Raw genomic sequence first — 17,815 nt, forward strand, 5'->3', positions numbered from 1 at the left:
TTACTCATCGTCGCCTGAAATCAGCATGGCTGCTTTCTGCGGCAAACTGTATAAATCTTCGCTATCGGCGAAATGGCGGGCATTGTGCGCCCAGTTACGTAAGCTGTCCGGCGCGCTCAGCGCGTCCCGCAGGGCGTCGTTCAGGGCGTCCTGACGGTAGGGCGAAGGGATGACGCGCCCCGCCTGCGCCTTGTCGATATAGAAAGCATAGCCGCACACCTCGGTAACCATCACCGGTAATCCGGCGGTAATCGCTTCCAGCAGTACGATGCCGGCGGCTTCCTGATAAGCCGGGTGCAGCAGCAGGTCGGCGGCGGCCATAAAGTCGGCAATATCATCGCGCCCGGAGAAAAAGCGTACATTTTCCCCAATGCCCGACTGGGCGGCCAGCGACCGGTAGCGCTCGGGTTTATCCTGTCCGACAACCAGGAACACCACGCGCCGGCGGAGTTCCTCCGGCAGGCTGGCGATGGCCCGAATGCTGCGCTCCACGCCTTTGCGCTTGAAATCGGAACCGACCTGAAGCAGGACGACGGCGTTTTCATCAATGCCTTGCGCGCGGCGGAATGTCTGGCGGCTATCGGGCGCCCGGCGATCGTATTTGCGGTCGAGCGCGATGCCCGGCGGCAGAATAAAGAAGCGTTCGTCCTGCGTGGCGTAATGCTTTTTAAAATCCGCAATCTGGCGCTGGGTCAGCATCAGCATTTTGGTGTGGCCGGCGCGTTCGAATACCGCTTTCTCAAACGCGGCGTAATGGCGGTAGCGCGGCGTCAGGCGGTAGAGCCACCCCTTTTCCTGCGCCACCTTTTCCGCGTAGCACACGTCGGCCGCATAGTAGAAATCCAGCCCCGGCATTTTATTAAAGCCCACCACGCGATCGACCGGGTGCTGCTGCAAATGGCGCCGCACCCACTCGGCATAGCGGCGGTTGCGGGTATGGTTGCTGATGCCGGATGCGGGCACCAGAATAATCTCCAGGTTATCCGGTTTTTCGCCTTGCCACGACAGCACATAAACGCGGACGCGGTGCCCCTGCGTGACGCAGGCCTGGGCAATACTGTAAAAGTCACGCTGTAGTCCGCCGAAAGGAAAATACTTATACAGGCAGATGGCAATATTCATGGCGATTCCTTATTGCCCGCCGGCGAGGGGCGGGCGGCAACCAGGCTTTCCGCCGCCTGGATCACGTCCTGAGCGGGGATGCAGGAGAGGTACTTGCGGCTTCGGTCGAGATGCCGCCGCTCCGGCATGGCCTGATAATCTCCCGCCCAGATAACGATGCTGTTATCCGACCAGGGCCGCCATTTCTTATGGTCGGTAGGACCAAACAGGCATACGGCGGGGGTGTTCAACGCCGCAGCCATATGCATCGGCGCCGAATCCACGCCGATATAAAGCACCGCTTTGTCGATTAACGCGGCCAGTTCCAGGAAGCTGGTTTTGCCGGCGAGGGTGATATCCGGCTTATGCCTGCACTGGGCGTAAATGTCGCGGACCACGTCGAGATCGTCCGACGACGGGCCGCAGGTCAGTACGACTTCCCATCCCTTTTGTTTCAGATGATCAATAACCTGGGCAAACTTATCGTTATCCCAGCATTTGAACAGCTGCCTGGCCGTCGGCTGAATCACCACGTAGGGCTGCGCCAGCAGCTGCGGATGCGCAGCGAAAATGCGTGCCGCCTCTTCAGCGCCGTAAGCAAGGGTCATGCGCTCTTTCCGCTGTGCCGCCGGCAGGTCCAACGGCGCCAGCATCGAGCGATTTTGCTCGATAATATGCTCGCCCTGCGGGCGCACGCATTCACTGAACAGCGAACGCCACCATTTCCCTTTCAGGCTAACGCCGCGATCTATGGCGATGCTGCGGCTCGCCAGCGATTTGATTAACAGCGCGACGGGCCATTGGTCGGCCAGATTGACGATCAGATCGTAATGATTGCGCTTAAGCGTTTTTCGTATCGCAATGAACTCTTTTATTTTTTCCGGCAGGCTCGCCGTTTTTCTTTTTAAGCCGTAGAGATGGTGGATATGCGGATTTTTCGACAGGATGGGGCGAGTGTCTTCGTACAGCAGCACATCGATCTTGGCAGCGGGATAATGGGCTTTCAGCGTGCCGATAAGCGGCGTGGTAAGCAGCATATCGCCGTGAAAGCGCAGTTTCACAACCAGAATCCGATGATAGGGAAGGGCTTTTTGACTCACTCGCTTTCCTTACTTTCCTTAAATAACAGAACGCTACCGCCCCTGGCTCAACAGCTACCACTGGACTGCGGGTTATGCTCCGGATTATCACAAGGTTATTCGGGCACGAGATCGACGTGCCATTTTAGCCGTTATGGTACTAAAAGCCGCTATGCTCTCACAGCGATAATTAAGATTATACCCATCATCCTGAACGGGTTCCGCCCGCAGATTTCCGCCGTTAGCGTTGCAGCCATCTGCCGGTCAACGTGGTGCCGAGGCAGAAGGCCATAAGCCAGGCCATCAGCATATCGCGCGAATAGAGGATCACGTCGCTGAGCCCGTACATTATCAGGGCAAACAGGAGCGCGGCCGAGAGGTGGCTGCGTAGAATGAAAAACGAGAAATAGAGCAGCGCCGCGTATAACACCACCAGGATCAGCGCGCCGGGCAATCCTTTGAGTGAGAAGGCGTCGATCGCTTCGTTGTGCAGGTGGACGTTCAGGAAGATTACCGCGCCGCTTAGCTGAGGCTTCTGCTCCGCCAGCGCGGTAATACGCGCTGAACGCTGCTCGGCGGATTGCCCAAGCAGGGCCTCTTCCCCCGTCTCGATACCGGATTGGTACATGGCGATGCGCGCGCCCACCGAGGTTTTGCTGTTATTCATGCTGTAACTGCGTATGTCGTTCAGCAGGTCATTGGTTCGTTTGTTAATCGTGTCGTGAAATAGCACTGAACACAGCAGAATTGTCATCACCGAACCCAGAAAGGCTTTGATAAACAGTTTCTTATCATGGCGAACTTCGGAAAGCAGGATCATGGCGCCGACGATCGGATAGACAAAAATGGCCGCCCGCGTTTCGGTCAGAATGATCGCAATGGTCACCAGCAGGAAATGCGCCAGATAGAGATAATATTTATAGCGCGAATTAAGCGTCAACAGCGCCTGCGCGCTCAGCGCGCCGATAAAGGTGATGAAATAGGCGGCGCTGGTCGCCGGACCGAAAATCAGGCTTACCCGGTGTATGCCGCTGAAGGCCGACTGATAAAAGGCATAGCCCAGCGTCAGGGCGCAGATCGCCATAATGCAGGGGAACTGAAATCTTTGCTTCTCCCGGGCGATATGCAGCGTGGTCAGCAGGATAAACGCCCCCAGAATGCAGGCGTGGGCGGAGGTTTGATAAGCGTCGTAAACCGCGGGAAAGGCGGTATCCGGCTGATAGTATTGCTGGTGCCAGACCAGGTTGCTCAGGCCGAGAACCAGTAAACACAGCGGGATCGCCAGCAGCCGTTTGGCCGCCAGGATGGTTTTCAGGTGCGTCATGACGTAAAAAACCGCCAGCGATCCCGTCAGGTAGAATACCCAGCCGGCGACGATGGTGCTGAACGGCATAATGGCTAACGTCAGTAAACAGCCGGGGAAAATAACGTTGGGGGCGAGGGCCGCGCTTATGCCGGAAGATCTGGTCAGATCATAGTCTACATTATTGATCATCTATTTATTCAACAAGGGGAGAGCGGGATTACTCGCCTGATGGGGTTAAGTCTATCATTTGATCCAGTTTTTGCCGGACTTCCCCGGCGGTAATCGCCGCCATTTGCCGATTTTCAGACAGTTCCGCCACCTGATTCAATCCATACCCGCCAATCAGCCCCGGATCGGTGGGGCCATACAGGGTGATATTGGGGCGGTCCAGCGCCGCGGTCAGGTGGCTTAACCCGGTATCGACGGAAACCATCGCTCGCGCGCCGGCCAGTACCTCCGCCACCTGCTGTAGCGTTAAACGCGGCAACACCTCGACGTGGGAAAACCCAGCCGCCAGACGCAAAGCGCGCTGATGTTCATGCTCCGCGCCCCAGGGCAGTTTGATGCGCAGCCCACTGGGTTCGAGCTGAGAAATCAGCTCGCGCCAGCGTGATTCCGGCCAGTGCTTTTCATCGCGGGTGGTGGCGTGCAGAAAAACCAGGTACTGGTTGGCATCCGCGGGCAACTGGTCGAGAAAGCGCGCGGCAATCGCGTAGTCGCCGCGTTCGGCCGGCTTTTTATAGTGCAGGCTGGCCGCGAAGAGTTCCCGTACCCGTTCAACCGCGTGTTGCCGGCGGCCGACGTGGTGGCGGTAGTTATAGAACCAGCTCGCCAGCGGCTCGCGGGCGCTGCGGTAATCCAGCCCGTGCTTTTTCCCGCGCGCCAGACGGGTGACCAGCGCGGCGCTTTTTATCAACCCCTGCGCGTCGATCACCGCGTCATAGCGGTATTTGCGCAGCTGCTGCTTGAAATGGGCGCGTTCCCGGCGCGTTTTGGCGCTGAACCAGCTTTTTCTCCAGCGGCGGATAGCCACCGGAAGCACCCGCGACACCGCCGGGTGCCAGCCGGGGATCTGGGCAAAACCCTCTTCCACCACCCAGTCGAACTCAATGCCGGGCAGGGCGAGCATGGCGTCCGTCAGCGCCGGCAATGTGTGCAGCACGTCGCCCATTGAGGACGTTTTGATAATCAGCACCCTCATGGGGTTTCTCCCGCGGCCGGCAGGTATTTTTCCAGCGCGCTGAGAACGCTTTCGGGCTGAATATCGATCAGGCTTTGGTGGTATCCCTGCTCCGCATCGCCTTTGCGCACCCGGTGATAACCGCTAATCAGGCGAATCACCTGCGCCTGATGGGACAAGGGAGGGGTAAAGTCCGGGCTGCTGGGGCCGTAAAGGGCGACCAGCGGACGATCGAGCGCGGCGGCGACGTGCATTAATCCCGAGTCATTGCTGACCACGGCATGGCAGGCGGCAATCAGCACCACCGCCTGTTCCAGCGAGGTCTTCCCGGCCAGATTGGCGCAGTGACGCCGCGACTCTTCCGTCAGCGTCTGAAGAATGTCCTCCCCCGCCGGGTGGTCCTTGGCGGAGCCGAACAGGGCGACCTGATAGCCTCTTGCAATCAGCGATTGCGCCAGCGCGGCATAATGATAGTGCGGCCAGCGTTTGGCGGGGCCGAATTCCGCGCCGGGGCAGAAGCCAATCAGCGGACGGGCATCGTTCAGACCGAAGGTTTGCCGCATCGCGGCGATTTCTTCAGATGCGACCTGTAGCCGGGGCCACAGCAGCGGCTGCGGCAGATCCTGCGCGCTATGAATACGGTTGCCGTCGTAGGCCAGGGCGACGTAGCGCTGCACCATCAGCGGAAAGGCGGATTTATCCAGCACGCGGATATCATTCAGCAGGCCGTAGCGCATTTCTCCGCGCCAGCCGGTCCGTTGCGCAACCTTGGCGAAAAAGGGCACCAGCGCGGATTTAAACGAGTTGGGCAGCACATAGGCGCGATCGTAACGGGCGGCGCGCAGCGCGACCCCCAGGCGGCGACGTTCGCCCAGCGCCAGCGCGCCGTGGCCCAGCGGCATGGCCAGCGCCTGATTGACCTCCGGCATGCGCGCCAGCAAAGGACGGCACCAGGCGGGCGCCATCACGTCAATGACCGCCTGCGGGTGTTGCGCCTTAAGCGTGCGATACAGGCTGTGCGACATCATCATATCGCCTACCCAGGAGGGGCCGATGACCAGGATTTTCATGCTGTTTTCATACCGCTTATCTCATTCCTTGTTCGCTTAAACGGTACGGTTCAGCCAGGCCATGTATTCGGCCACGCCCTCGGCGACGGTTTTAAACGGTTTATCGTAACCCGCGGCGCGCAGTTTGGTCAGATCCGCCTGGGTATAGGCCTGATAACGGCCCTTCAGCTTGGCGGGAAATTCGATGTATTCCACGCTGCCTGTTTTATGGAACGCCAGCGTGGCGTCGGCGACGGCCTGGAATGATTCAGCCCGACCTGTGCCGCAGTTGAAAATACCGGAAACCCCTTTTTGCCAGAACCACAGGTTGACGGCGGCGACGTCGGCGACGTAGATAAAGTCCCGTTTGAAGTTTTCGCTGCCGGAGAACAGTTTCGGGTTTTCGCCCTGCTTGATCTGGCTGTTCAGGTGGAAGGCGACGCTCGCCATGCTGCCTTTGTGCCCTTCACGCGGTCCGTAGACGTTGAAGTAGCGGAAACCGCAAATCTGTGACTCGGCCTGCGGCAGGATTTCGCGTATGTATTGGTCGAACAGGAATTTGGAGTAGCCGTAGACATTCAGCGGCTGCTCATACTGACGCTCTTCGACGAAGTTATCGTCACGCCCGCCATAGGTGGCGGCGGAGGAGGCGTACAGGAACGGGATATTGCGATCGAGACAGTAGTGCAGCAGGTCTTTGGAGTATTGATAGTTGTTGTCCATCATATACTTGCCGTCCCACTCGGTGGTTGACGAGCAGGCGCCTTCATGGAAGACGGCGTCAATATCGCCCAGGTCGTCGCCGGCGATGATACTGGCGATGAAATCCTCTTTGTCCATATAGTCGGTGATATCCAGATCCACCAGATTGACGAATTTCGTCCCGTCTTTCAGGTTATCGACAACCAGAATATCCCGATAGCCAATGTCATTGAGTGCTTTTACGATATTGCTGCCGATAAAGCCGGCGCCGCCAGTAACGATAATCATGGGATCTACCCTTGTTAATCTTGCCGGTGAGGCACCGCGCCTCACCCTATGTATATGACCGTTATAATAGCATTTCATTTTACCGCAAGCAGCCCGGCGTTTGCGCTATCCGCCAATTGCGCATCTGTGACCGGCATCAGACAATGTGCCACGGGTCGTGACGCGGATTGCATTTTCAGACTCTTTACCGCTCATTTCCGGTGGCTTCCGCTAGCTTATTAAGGGTTACGGACAGGCTTTTAACCGGAGAAAATCCCTATGCCCGCCGCCTTTTATCAACAGCTCGCCGCACAGATTATGGCCGCCCGCCAGGAGGGGCTTTTCAAGGAAGAGCGGCTGATTACCTCCCCGCAGCAGGCGGAAATCGCCGTGGCGGACCAGAATAATCTGCTGAATTTCTGCGCCAACAACTATCTCGGGCTGGCCGACGACGCGCAGGTGATAGCGGCGGCGAAAGCGGGGTTGGACCGCCACGGCTTCGGCATGGCGTCGGTGCGCTTTATCTGCGGCACGCAGGATATTCACAAACGGCTGGAGCAGCGGTTGGCGGACTTCCTGGGCATGGATGACGCGATTCTGTACTCATCCTGCTTTGACGCCAACGGCGGCCTGTTTGAAACGCTGCTGGGTCCGGAGGACGCCATCCTGTCCGATGCGTTGAATCACGCGTCGATCATCGACGGCATCCGGCTCTCCAAAGCCCGGCGCTACCGCTATGCCAACAACGATATGAATCAGCTGGAGGCGCAGCTGCAGCAGGCCAGAGCCGAGGGGGCGCGCCATATCATGATCGCCACCGACGGCGTCTTTTCGATGGATGGGGTGATCGCCAATTTGGCGGGGATCTGCGATCTGGCCGAGCGCTACGATGCGCTGGTGATGGTGGATGACTCCCACGCGGTCGGTGTCGTCGGGGACCGGGGGAGAGGCACGCACGAATACTGCGGCGTGATGAAACGGGTCGACATTATTACCGGGACGTTGGGCAAAGCCCTGGGGGGCGCCTCCGGCGGCTATACCGCCGGGCGGCGCGAGGTGATCGACTGGCTGCGCCAGCGCTCGCGCCCTTATCTTTTCTCCAATTCGCTGGCCCCGGCGATCGTCACCGCCTCGCTCAGGGTGCTTGAAATTCTGGCGCAGGGGGATGAGCTGCGTCAGCGGCTGTGGGCCAATGCCCGCCAGTTCCGCGAGCAGATGACCAACGCGGGCTTTACCCTGGCCGGGGCCGACCACGCCATCATTCCCGTAATGCTCGGCGAGGCGCAGCTGGCGCAGGACTTTGCCCGGGCGTTGCAGCGCGAGGGGATTTACGTGACGGGATTCTTTTACCCGGTAGTGCCCGGCGGACAGGCGCGCATCCGCACCCAGATGTCCGCCGCGCATACGCCGCAACAGGTTCAGCGGGCTGTCGACGCCTTTATCCGGGTGGGGCGGCGCCTGGGGGTGATTGCCTGAGAGAGCGATGATGAAAGCACTGGTGAAATTACGCGCTGAACCGGGGATCTGGATGACCGATGCGCCGCGGCCGGCGCTGGGCCATAACGACGTGATGATCAAAATCCGTAAGAGCGCTATCTGCGGCACCGACGTCCACATCTATAACTGGGATGAATGGTCGCGGAAAACCATTCCGGTCCCGATCGTCGTCGGACATGAGTACGTCGGCGAAATCGTGGCCATCGGTCAGGAAGTCAGCGGGTTCGGCATCGGCGACCGCGTTTCCGGCGAAGGACACATTACCTGCGGACACTGTCGCAATTGCCGCGCCGGGCGCCGCCATTTGTGCCGTAATACCCTTGGCGTCGGCGTTAATCGCCCCGGTTCGTTTGCCGAATATCTGGTTATTCCCGCCGATAACGCCTTCCGCATTCCCGACAATATTTCCGACGAGCTGGCCGCCATCTTCGATCCCTTCGGCAATGCGGTGCATACCGCGTTATCGTTTGATTTGGTCGGCGAAGACGTGCTGATCGCCGGCGCCGGGCCGATCGGCATTATGGCGGCGGCGGTGTGCCGCCACGTGGGCGCCCGCCATGTGGTGATTACCGATGTGAACGATTACCGGCTGGAGCTTGCCGCTAAAATGGGGGTGACGCGGGCGGTCAACGTGGCGCGCGAAAACCTGGCCGCGGTGATGATTGAGCTGGGAATGTCCGAAGGTTTTGATATCGGGCTGGAAATGTCGGGCGCGCCGGCCGCGTTTCGCGCCATGCTAAAGTCGATGAATCACGGCGGGCGTATCGCCATGCTGGGCATTCCCCCGCGGCCGATGGCGATCGACTGGGGCGAGGTAATTTTTAAAGGATTGTTTATCAAGGGCATCTATGGACGGGAAATGTTTGAAACCTGGTACAAAATGTCGGCGCTGCTGCAGTCCGGCCTGGATCTGTCGCCGATCGTCACCCACCGCTTTTCCATTGATGATTTTCAACAGGGGTTCGACGCCATGCGCTCCGGCCAGGCGGGTAAAGTGATCCTTGACTGGGGTGACAGCGCCGGCTGATATGAGATCTCCGAGCCTGCGCGAGGCCCGGAGATGCTGCGAGAATAAAACTACCGCCTGGTCGCCGGTTCACCCGGCGCCAGCCAGGTTTGCCAGCGGCGTTTTACAAAGGTGACGGCGGCGCTGTCGCGGATGCTGCTGGCGGCCAGCTCGAAGATAGCGCCCTCTTTCACCGGCTGCGGCGCTTTTTTCACCTTGCACTGCTGCACGCCGCGGAATGGATTGCGGGGTTTGGCCGGTTTCTGCGTTTCTGACGGCGGCAGGGGTTGGTAGTGCGCCGGTTCGTTCAGCAACTGGCTGGGACGCACCAGCACAATGTCGGGCTCCAGCGTCGGCAGCATTTGCTGCAGCACCCGGATGGTCGACGGATGCGGATGCCCGATGGCGATGGCGGAACCGCTGCGCCGCGCTATCTGCACCGCGCGGTTAAACTGGCGGCGGATATCGGCTTCGTTCTGCGAGTCATCGAGGAATACTCGGCGCTTAATCACTTTTACCCCGGTTCCGACGGCGGCCTGACTGGCCTGGCTGCTGCCGATGGTCATGCTGTCGAGAAAATAGAGATGATAGGCGCTCAGGGCCTGCATCACTTTCTGCATGCCGGGGAGGCTGGCGGTCATCGCGCTGCCCATATGGTTGTTCATCCCTACGGCGTAAGGAACGTTGTTGACGGACTGGCGGATAATGCGCTGGATCTCTTCGCTGCTCATGCCGGGATGCAGGGTATCGCGCTCCAGCGGCTGTTTGCTCATTGGCGCCATCGGCAGGTGAATCAGCACTTCGCGCCCTTGATTATGCGCTTTGGTCGCCATTTCTCTGGCGTAAGGCGCGTTGGGCAATACCGCGACCGAAATGGCGGTCGGCAGGTTTAAAATCTGATTCTCGTTATGAGGACGGTAGCCAAAGTCATCGATGACGATGGAAAGTTTGCCGGCCATCAGACAAGGGGATAGCGTTAATAAACTGAAAAATAAAATTATTTTGGATTTTAAATGAGACAAGACTATCTTCCCAGCCAAGGTTGTGGATTGACCGCCTGACCCTGGCGACGAATTTCAAAATAGAGCGCCGGCTGGCTTTGCCCGCCGCTGGTGCCCACCAGCGCGATGGGCTGGCCCGCTTTAACCTGCGCGCCGACGGAAACCAGCGCGCTTTGATTGTAGCCGTATAAACTCATGTCGCCTTTGCCGTGCTGCACCACCACCACCAGGCCGTAGCCTTGCAGCCAGTCGGCCATCAGAACGTTGCCGTCGGCGATGGCTTTCACTTCGGTTCCCTCCGGCGCGGCGATAACCAGCCCTTTCCAGCGTAACTCGCCCTGCAGCGGTTCGCCGAAACGGTGTTCGATCCTCCCGCGCACCGGCCAGAATGCCTGGGCGGCGGGCCGCCCCAGCCCGCCGGTGCGCGCCATCAGCGACTGTTCGCTTTCCGTCGGCTTATAGCTGCCGCCGCGGCGTTTGGCCTGCTGCTCTTTCGCCCGTACTTTGGCGGCTTCGCGCGCTTCACGTTCGGCTCTGGCTTTGGCTTCGCGCTCGGCCCGGGCGATCTGATCGCGCAGGCGGGTTTCATTCTGCCGCAGCTCGGCTAGCTGACGCTGATCTTTTTCCAGCGAGCTTTCCAGGGTGACCAGCGTTTTTTTACGTTCGGACTGCGCCTGTTCCAGCGCCTGCTGCTGTTGCTGCTGGTCGCTCAGCAGCGTTTTCTGCTGGTTTTGTTTCTGCTCCAGCAGCTGTTTCTGATCGGCCAGTTCGCTTTGCGTTTGCTGAAGGTCGTTGATGGATTTCTGACGCGCGTCGTTCAGATAACCGAAATAGGCGAGAATACGTTCGCTGCGCTGGCTTTCCTCCCCGCTCAGAATCAGCTGCAGCGCGCTGTGCCGACCCTGACGGAATGCGGCGTCAAGCTGATGGGCCAGGATGTTCTGCTGCGTTTTCTGCTGCGACTGCAGCCGGGTAATGGAGGCGCCGAGCGCGGCCAGTTCCTTATTCAATGCGGCCAGCGTGTTGCGCGTCTCATGGAGCTGGCGGCTCGACTGGGCAATCGACTGCTCCTGCTTTTTCAATTGCTGGAGTAGCGCGCCGCGCTGCTGTCGCTGTTGCTGAACGATTTTTTCTTTTGCCGCGATATCCTGCTGCAGGTTTTTGAGCTGCGCCTGGTTATCCGCCGCCTGGCTGGCGGCGGACAACAGCAAAACGCCGACGCAAAACGCGCTGGCGCACCGGGTGAACCGCTTGTGGCGCGCCGCAGATCCAACGTTGGCGCCACATGCCGCTCGCAACTGAACAGATAACGCTTTTTTACTCATATCAAGGGATTATTCCACGATGAACCGCGGCTGACCAGTTGTCTGTTGTCCGATTTCTATTTCCATTCGTGACAAAAACGACGCGGCGCCGGCGCAGCGGATGCATCAATAATAGATAAATGGGAACGTATGCGCATAAAATGGGTGAATTACCTTATCTGCGCGGAAATTTTTTATGGCCCGCCATCCCTGGCGGCCACCCTGCGGGCCGTCGCCGATGCGACGTTAAAAATTTCTCCTGGAAATTTTTTATGTATCGCGCCGCAGATTCCGTACGCTATGTTGGCTTACTGGCTGTATTTGCCGTATCACGCAGGTATACTCAGGAACCTTATATTTTTATCGCTTAACTGATTCGGGAGTCGTTACACCCCATGCAAGAGATTATGCCATTTATTAGCAAGCATCCTATATTGAGCGTGGCTTGGGTTGCCCTGCTGGTTGCTGTTATCGTGTTGACGGTGAAGAGTAAATTTTCCAAAGTGAAAGACGTGGCTCGCGGCGAGGCGATCCAGCTAATCAACAAAGAAGATGCCGTGATTGTCGATATTCGTAATCGTGACGACTATCGTCGCGGTCACATTGCCAACGCATTTAACCTGTTGCCCACTGATATTAAAAACGGCAGCGTAGGCGAGTTGGAAAAGCATAAAGCGCAGCCGGTGATCGTGGTGTGCGCCAACGGTCTTTCTTCGCGCGAAGCGGCGAGCAACCTGCTGAAAGCGGGCTTTGAACGCGTACTGGTGCTGAAGGACGGCCTTGCCGGCTGGAGCGGTGAAAATCTGCCTTTGGTCCGTGGCAAATAATCCGCGGGCTGACCGCGACGCCGGGATTAGGTAAACGCAATTTAGATAAATGAACTGACGCCTTCGCTGACGATGGACGGCGTCAAAGAAATCCAACAAAAGGTATTATTTAACATGTCCGAACAAAACAACGCCGAAATGTCTTTCCAGATCCAGCGTATTTATACCAAGGATATCTCTTTTGAAGCGCCGAACGCCCCTCAGGTATTCCAGCAGGAATGGCAGCCTGAAGTGAAGCTGGATCTGGACACGGCATCCAGCCAGTTGGCGGAAGATATCTATGAAGTGGTGCTGCGCGTCACGGTGACGGCTTCGCTGGGTGAAGAGACGGCTTTTCTGTGTGAAGTTCAGCAGGGCGGAATTTTCACCGTGGGCGGTATCGAAGGCACCCAGCTGGCGCACTGCCTGGGCGCATACTGCCCGAACATTCTGTTCCCTTATGCGCGCGAGTGCATCACCAGCCTGGTTTCCCGCGGTACGTTCCCGCAGTTGAACCTGGCGCCGGTCAACTTTGATGCGCTGTTTATGAGCTATCTGCAGCAGCAGACAGAAGGCGAAGGCGCCGCCGAACCGCGTCAGGATGCCTGATGAACGCGTCCGACGCTTCAATGGCCGTCATCGGTGCCGGTTCATACGGCACCGCATTGGCCATTACGCTGGCGCGTAATGGCCACCAGGTCGTGCTCTGGGGGCACGAGCCGGCGCATATCCAGGCCCTGCAGGCCGCTCGCTGTAATCAGGCGTTTCTTCCTGATGTTCCTTTTCCTGATTCGCTGCGGCTGGAAACGGATCTGGCGCGGGCGCTGGCCGCCAGCCGGAATGTGCTGGTGGTGGTGCCCAGCCATGTGTTCGGCGACGTACTGCGCCAGATTAAACCGCATTTGCGGGCTGATGCGCGCATCGTGTGGGCGACCAAGGGGCTGGAAGCGGAAACCGGGCGCCTGCTGCAGGACGTGGCGCGTGAAGCGCTGGGCGAGAAAATCCCGCTGGCCGTCGTGTCCGGGCCGACCTTCGCCAAAGAACTGGCCGCCGGTCTGCCGACGGCGATTGCGCTGGCGGCGACGGATAGCGGCTTTGCCGACGATCTGCAGCATTTGCTGCATTGCGGCAAAAGTTTCCGGGTATACAGCAATCCTGATTTTATCGGCGTACAGTTGGGCGGCGCGGTGAAAAACGTGATTGCCATCGGCGCCGGCATGTCCGACGGCATCGGTTTTGGCGCCAACGCGCGAACGGCGTTGATTACCCGCGGCCTGGCGGAGATGACCCGGCTGGGCGTGGCGTTGGGCGCCGATCCCACCACCTTTATGGGGATGGCCGGGCTGGGCGATCTGGTGCTGACCTGTACGGATAACCAATCCCGTAACCGGCGTTTCGGTATGATGCTGGGGCAGGGGATGGACGTTCAGGAGGCGCAGGATAAAATCGGTCAGGTGGTCGAGGGATACCGTAACACCAAGGAAGTGCTGGCGTTGGCGCAGCGCCACGGCGTGGAAATGCCGATTACCGAACAGCTCTGGCAAGTCCTGTATTGCGGCAAAGACGCCCGGGAAGCAGCGCTAAGTCTGCTGGGGCGTACGCGTAAAGACGAAAGCACTAATTTATAATATCCTGTTTTTTCGGGCTTTCTTAATACAGACGGCCCGGATGTTTTGTGAGTAATAGACATCAGGGGTGATGGCGATTGATGCGTGGCATTTCGGAGAGTAAGGCAATGTCGACAGAAGAACTGGCACTGGTCTGGAACAATATTAAGGCGGAAGCGCGTAGTTTGGCTGATAGCGAACCTATGCTGGCCAGTTTTTTTCATGCCACATTGCTGAAACACGAGAACCTGGGCAGCGCGCTGAGCTATATGCTGGCCAATAAGCTGGCGAGCGCGATCATGCCGGCCATCGCCATTCGTGAAGTGGCTGAAGAGGCGTATCAGGCCGACGCGCAAATGATCGTCGCCGCCGCGCGCGATATTCAGGCGGTGTGCCTGCGCGATCCGGCGGTCGATAAATACTCGACGCCGCTGCTTTACCTGAAAGGGTTTCATGCGTTGCAGGCGTATCGCATCGGTCACTGGCTCTGGTCGCAGGAGCGTAAAGCGCTGGCGATCTATTTCCAGAATCAGATTTCGGTCTCTTTTGGCGTCGATATCCATCCGGCGGCGACGATTGGCTACGGCATTATGCTCGATCACGCCACGGGCATCGTGATCGGTGAAACGGCGGTGGTGGAGAATGATGTCTCTATCCTGCAGTCCGTCACCCTTGGCGGTACGGGCAAGACCAGCGGCGATCGCCATCCTAAAATCCGTGAAGGGGTGATGATCGGCGCGGGCGCCAAAATCCTGGGGAATATTGAGGTCGGTCGCGGCGCTAAAATCGGCGCGGGCTCGGTGGTGTTGCAGTCCGTTCCTCCTCATACCACCGCCGCCGGCGTGCCCGCGCGCATCGTCGGCCGTCCGGAAACGGATAAGCCGTCGATGGATATGGATCAGTATTTCAACGGCGTGAACCGTGGCTTTGAGTATGGCGACGGCATTTAATACCGGCCGCGCATTAATAAAAAACCTCGTATTTATTAATTCTCCGCAAATACGCGGGTTTTTTGTTTTTGCGGGTAAGAACTGTCCGAAACCCTTTCCCTAATTATCATTTATTTAACCGCCATTGCCGTTTGTTCCGCATAATGGCGGCTTATTTTATTGCCGTACCATCTGTGCAAACAGAATGCATTAAGCTATATGTTTTGTTAAACCCGATAGATTTCAAGGGGCGGGAAGGCGCTCGACGCGCCGGCGACTTGAAAAGGTAAGAGTAGTAATATTATGGTTGCAGAGAGTCTACTAATGTATTTAAAGCGTATTTTAATCATCCTGTGTTTTACGGCGTCATCCGCCATGCCGATTGTGACTTATGCAACTGACACGGCGCATAGCGGCGGTGTGGCGAGCAGCGGTACTACGACTAGCGGCGTCGGCGCTGAAGCCGGCGGGCATGATGAAAGCTGGTGGCAGAGAAGTAAAAATAACCTGTCTAAAACATGGTCGGAATCCCCGAACCACGATATCTATATTCCCGCTATTACCTGGCATAACCGCTGGACCTACGATAAAGATAAAACCGATGAATATAACGAGCGTCCGTGGGGCGCGGGATATGGTGTTTCACGCCTGGATGAAGACGGCGACTGGCATGGGATTTACGCCATGGCGTTTAAGGATTCCCATAATAAATGGGAGCCTATCGGCGGTTATGGCTTTGAGAAACGCTGGCGGCCGACCCGCGATCAGGATTTCCAACTGGGGCTGGGTTTTACCGCCGGCGTGACGATGCGCGATAACTGGAACTATATTCCTATTCCGGTGCTGTTGCCTCTGGCCTCAATCAATTATCAGAAGCTCTCTTTCCAGGCGACCTATATTCCCGGCACCTACAATAACGGCAACGTCTTTTTCGCCTGGTTCAGATGGCAAATTTGATCCCGCCGTTCCCCTTTGTTGATACTTAATTCGCCAAACCCCTTTCGCAATAATTGAAAGGGGTTTGACGCAGGGGATTAAATCCGTCGCGTTTATCGGGCGATATTATCGGGTAATTATCCGCTGGTTATTTATTCAAATGTAAACCATATTGACTGAAATTCATTCGCCGTTCTCCGTTACAATAGCGACACTTCTTTCTTGAGCGGATATTGCGCTGTGCCATTACTGATTATCACCACCATATTGTGGGCTTTTTCATTTAGCCTGATTGGCGAATATCTGGCCGGCCAGGTCGACAGCTGGTTTTCCGTATTGATGCGCGTCGGGCTGGCGGCATTGGTCTTCCTGCCGTTTTTACGCTGGCGGGGCTATGCGCCGCGGGTGATTTTACTTTATCTGCTGGTGGGCGCCTGCCAACTGGGGATTATGTATCTGTTTGTTTTCCAGGCGTATCTATACCTTACGGTGCCTGAATTTTTACTCTTCACGGTAATGACGCCGCTGTATGTCACCTTAATTTACGATCTGCTGCGGCGCGAGCGCCTGCGCTGGGGCTATATGTTCAGCGCGCTGCTGGCGGTGCTGGGGGCAGCGGTGATCCGCTACGACGAGGTCAGCACGCATTTTCTGTGGGGGCTGGTGCTGGTACAGGCCGCCAACATTTTCTTTGCCATCGGGCAGGTCGGATACAAGCGCCTGATGGAAGTGCATCCGATGCCGCAGCATACCGCCTTTTCATGGTTCTATCTGGGCGCGCTGGCGGTTTCGGTGGCGGCCTGGCTGCTGTTTGGTAACGCCGATAAACTGCCCACGACGTCGTTGCAGTGGGGAGTCCTGGTTTGGCTGGGGGTTGCGGCTTCGGGGTTGGGCTACTTTATGTGGAACTATGGCGCCACCCAGGTCGACGCGGGCACCCTGGGGATCATGAATAATTTCCACGTTCCCGCCGGGTTGCTGGTCAACCTGGCTATCTGGCAGGAAAAGGTCCACTGGCCGAGCTTTATCATTGGGGCCATTATTATCATGTCCTCGCTGTGGGTACACCGGCATTGGGTCGCGAAGCGTCCCGCACAAAGGGTAAATGCTCACAGGCGTGCTGACGCGCCGAGCGAATAAAGGCTTCGATCACCGGTTGGCGCTGTTCCCCGTCCCGCACGGCGGCGTACAACCGGCTCCACAGCCCCTCTCCCAGCGTTTTTGTCACAATCAGTCCCTGACGTTCAAAGCTCTCCACCACCCAGTGCGGCAGCGCGGCGATCCCCATGCGGGCGGCCACCATCTGGATCAGCAGCAGCGTGTTGTCGACGCTCTTCAGCGCCGGGCTGACGCCGGCCGGTTGCAGAAAGTGGCGCCAGACGTCCAGCCGCTGGCGCTGAACCGGATAGATCATCAGGGTTTCCGCCCCCAGGTCTTCCGGTTCGATTTTATCTTTTCCCACCAGCGGATGGTCGGGCGCCAGCGCCAGCCGGACTTCAAAATCGAACAGCGGCGCGTAGTGCAGCCCGCTGCGCGGCAGGATATCCGAGGTCATCACCAGATCCAGCTCGCCCTGTTGCAGCGCGGGCTGCGGGTCGAAGGTGACGCCGGATTTAAAGTCCGTCGCCACCTGCGGCCAGTTTTGATGGAACTCATCCAGCGCCGGGGTCAGCCACTGAATACAGCTGTGACACTCAATCGCCAGACGCAGCGTGGCCTGGTGCGGTTCATGACACGCCTGTAGCGCCTGCTGAATCTGCGGCAACACCTGCTCGGCCAACTGCAACAGGATCTCTCCCTGCGGCGTAAAGCGCAGCGGCTGGCTTTTACGCACAAATAGCCTGAACCCAAGACGCTGCTCCAGATCGCTGAACTGGTGTGATAACGCCGACTGGGTTTGATGCAGCGCGGCGGCGGCGGCGGCCAACGACCCCGTATTGCGCAGTGCTTGCAGCGTTCGCAGGTGTTTAAGTTCGATCATGAGAGTCCTTCACAGTGACAGTGAATAAATTGCGCTTGTGCATTATACACTACCTGCGGATTAT

Annotated in this window: 17 protein-coding genes; 8 read left to right on the top strand and 9 right to left on the bottom strand. The window is 57.9% G+C overall.

Annotation, left to right across the window (positions count from 1 at the left end):
• From MFP24_RS18460 to rfaD, 6 genes are all read right to left on the bottom strand, one after another.
• Nucleotides 1–1,122 (bottom strand): glycosyltransferase family 4 protein, encoded by a 1,122-nt coding sequence (locus MFP24_RS18460; RefSeq protein ID WP_249231740.1) that lies wholly within the window; start codon nucleotides 1,120–1,122, stop codon nucleotides 1–3.
• Nucleotides 1,119–2,201, bottom strand: a complete 1,083-nt coding sequence (rfaQ, locus tag MFP24_RS18465) for a lipopolysaccharide core heptosyltransferase RfaQ (RefSeq protein WP_249231741.1) — start codon at nucleotides 2,199–2,201, stop codon at nucleotides 1,119–1,121. The genes MFP24_RS18460 and rfaQ overlap by 4 nt, the downstream gene beginning before the upstream one ends.
• Nucleotides 2,202–2,421: 220 nt before the next feature.
• On the bottom strand, nucleotides 2,422–3,675 hold the full coding sequence (locus MFP24_RS18470; protein ID WP_249231742.1) for an O-antigen ligase family protein: 1,254 nt from the start codon (nucleotides 3,673–3,675) through the stop codon (nucleotides 2,422–2,424).
• A gap of 28 nt (nucleotides 3,676–3,703) precedes the next feature.
• Nucleotides 3,704–4,687: a lipopolysaccharide heptosyltransferase RfaC gene (gene rfaC / locus MFP24_RS18475; protein ID WP_249231743.1), complete on the bottom strand. Its 984-nt coding sequence runs from the start codon at nucleotides 4,685–4,687 to the stop codon at nucleotides 3,704–3,706.
• A complete protein-coding gene (gene rfaF / locus MFP24_RS18480; protein ID WP_249231744.1) occupies nucleotides 4,684–5,736 on the bottom strand; it encodes an ADP-heptose--LPS heptosyltransferase RfaF in 1,053 nt (350 codons plus the stop codon). The genes rfaC and rfaF overlap by 4 nt, the downstream gene beginning before the upstream one ends.
• Before the next feature lie 36 nt (nucleotides 5,737–5,772).
• The gene (gene rfaD, locus MFP24_RS18485; protein ID WP_249231745.1) at nucleotides 5,773–6,705 is read right to left on the bottom strand and encodes an ADP-glyceromanno-heptose 6-epimerase; all 933 of its coding nucleotides are present in this window, start codon (nucleotides 6,703–6,705) and stop codon (nucleotides 5,773–5,775) included.
• Between the two features lie 258 nt (nucleotides 6,706–6,963).
• Between rfaD and MFP24_RS18490 the strand changes: the two genes are divergently transcribed.
• On the top strand, nucleotides 6,964–8,160 hold the full coding sequence (locus tag MFP24_RS18490) for a glycine C-acetyltransferase (protein WP_249231746.1): 1,197 nt from the start codon (nucleotides 6,964–6,966) through the stop codon (nucleotides 8,158–8,160).
• A 10-nt stretch (nucleotides 8,161–8,170) separates the two neighbouring features.
• Complete coding sequence (gene tdh, locus MFP24_RS18495; protein WP_249231796.1) at nucleotides 8,171–9,208, top strand: L-threonine 3-dehydrogenase; 1,038 nt, start codon at nucleotides 8,171–8,173, stop codon at nucleotides 9,206–9,208.
• Nucleotides 9,209–9,258: 50 nt separating this feature from the next.
• Here the strand turns inward: tdh and MFP24_RS18500 are convergent, their stop codons facing one another.
• Together MFP24_RS18500 and envC are read right to left on the bottom strand one after the other, a co-directional pair.
• Complete coding sequence (locus tag MFP24_RS18500; RefSeq protein ID WP_249231747.1) at nucleotides 9,259–10,146, bottom strand: divergent polysaccharide deacetylase family protein; 888 nt, start codon at nucleotides 10,144–10,146, stop codon at nucleotides 9,259–9,261.
• Between the two features lie 65 nt (nucleotides 10,147–10,211).
• Nucleotides 10,212–11,513, bottom strand: a complete 1,302-nt coding sequence (envC, locus tag MFP24_RS18505) for a murein hydrolase activator EnvC (RefSeq protein ID WP_249231748.1) — start codon at nucleotides 11,511–11,513, stop codon at nucleotides 10,212–10,214.
• Between the two features lie 374 nt (nucleotides 11,514–11,887).
• Between envC and MFP24_RS18510 the strand changes: the two genes are divergently transcribed.
• The 6 genes from MFP24_RS18510 (at nucleotide 11,888) to MFP24_RS18535 (ending at nucleotide 16,910) form a co-directional block, all read left to right on the top strand.
• Nucleotides 11,888–12,319 (top strand): rhodanese-like domain-containing protein, encoded by a 432-nt coding sequence (locus MFP24_RS18510; protein ID WP_249231749.1) that lies wholly within the window; start codon nucleotides 11,888–11,890, stop codon nucleotides 12,317–12,319.
• Nucleotides 12,320–12,433: 114 nt separating this feature from the next.
• Entirely contained in the window at nucleotides 12,434–12,907 is a 474-nt protein-coding gene (gene secB, locus MFP24_RS18515; protein WP_249231750.1) for a protein-export chaperone SecB, read from the top strand.
• Nucleotides 12,907–13,926 carry an NAD(P)H-dependent glycerol-3-phosphate dehydrogenase gene (gpsA, locus tag MFP24_RS18520; protein WP_249231751.1) on the top strand — a complete coding sequence of 340 codons (1,020 nt, stop codon included), beginning with the start codon at nucleotides 12,907–12,909 and terminating at the stop codon, nucleotides 13,924–13,926. The genes secB and gpsA overlap by 1 nt, the downstream gene beginning before the upstream one ends.
• Nucleotides 13,927–14,033: 107 nt before the next feature.
• Nucleotides 14,034–14,855 carry a serine O-acetyltransferase gene (cysE, locus tag MFP24_RS18525; RefSeq protein WP_009110975.1) on the top strand — a complete coding sequence of 274 codons (822 nt, stop codon included), beginning with the start codon at nucleotides 14,034–14,036 and terminating at the stop codon, nucleotides 14,853–14,855.
• 303 nt (nucleotides 14,856–15,158) lie between these two features.
• On the top strand, nucleotides 15,159–15,791 hold the full coding sequence (gene pagP / locus MFP24_RS18530; protein ID WP_249231752.1) for a lipid IV(A) palmitoyltransferase PagP: 633 nt from the start codon (nucleotides 15,159–15,161) through the stop codon (nucleotides 15,789–15,791).
• 219 nt (nucleotides 15,792–16,010) lie between these two features.
• Entirely contained in the window at nucleotides 16,011–16,910 is a 900-nt protein-coding gene (locus tag MFP24_RS18535) for a carboxylate/amino acid/amine transporter (protein ID WP_249231753.1), read from the top strand.
• Here MFP24_RS18535 and metR read toward each other — a convergent pair.
• Nucleotides 16,816–17,751 (bottom strand): HTH-type transcriptional regulator MetR, encoded by a 936-nt coding sequence (gene metR / locus MFP24_RS18540; RefSeq protein ID WP_249231754.1) that lies wholly within the window; start codon nucleotides 17,749–17,751, stop codon nucleotides 16,816–16,818. The genes MFP24_RS18535 and metR overlap by 95 nt on opposite strands.
• Nucleotides 17,752–17,815: the final 64 nt, after the last annotated feature.

Origin of the sequence: Brenneria tiliae (assembly GCF_023347575.1) — a bacterium.
Classification (GTDB): Bacteria; Pseudomonadota; Gammaproteobacteria; order Enterobacterales; family Enterobacteriaceae; genus Brenneria; species Brenneria corticis.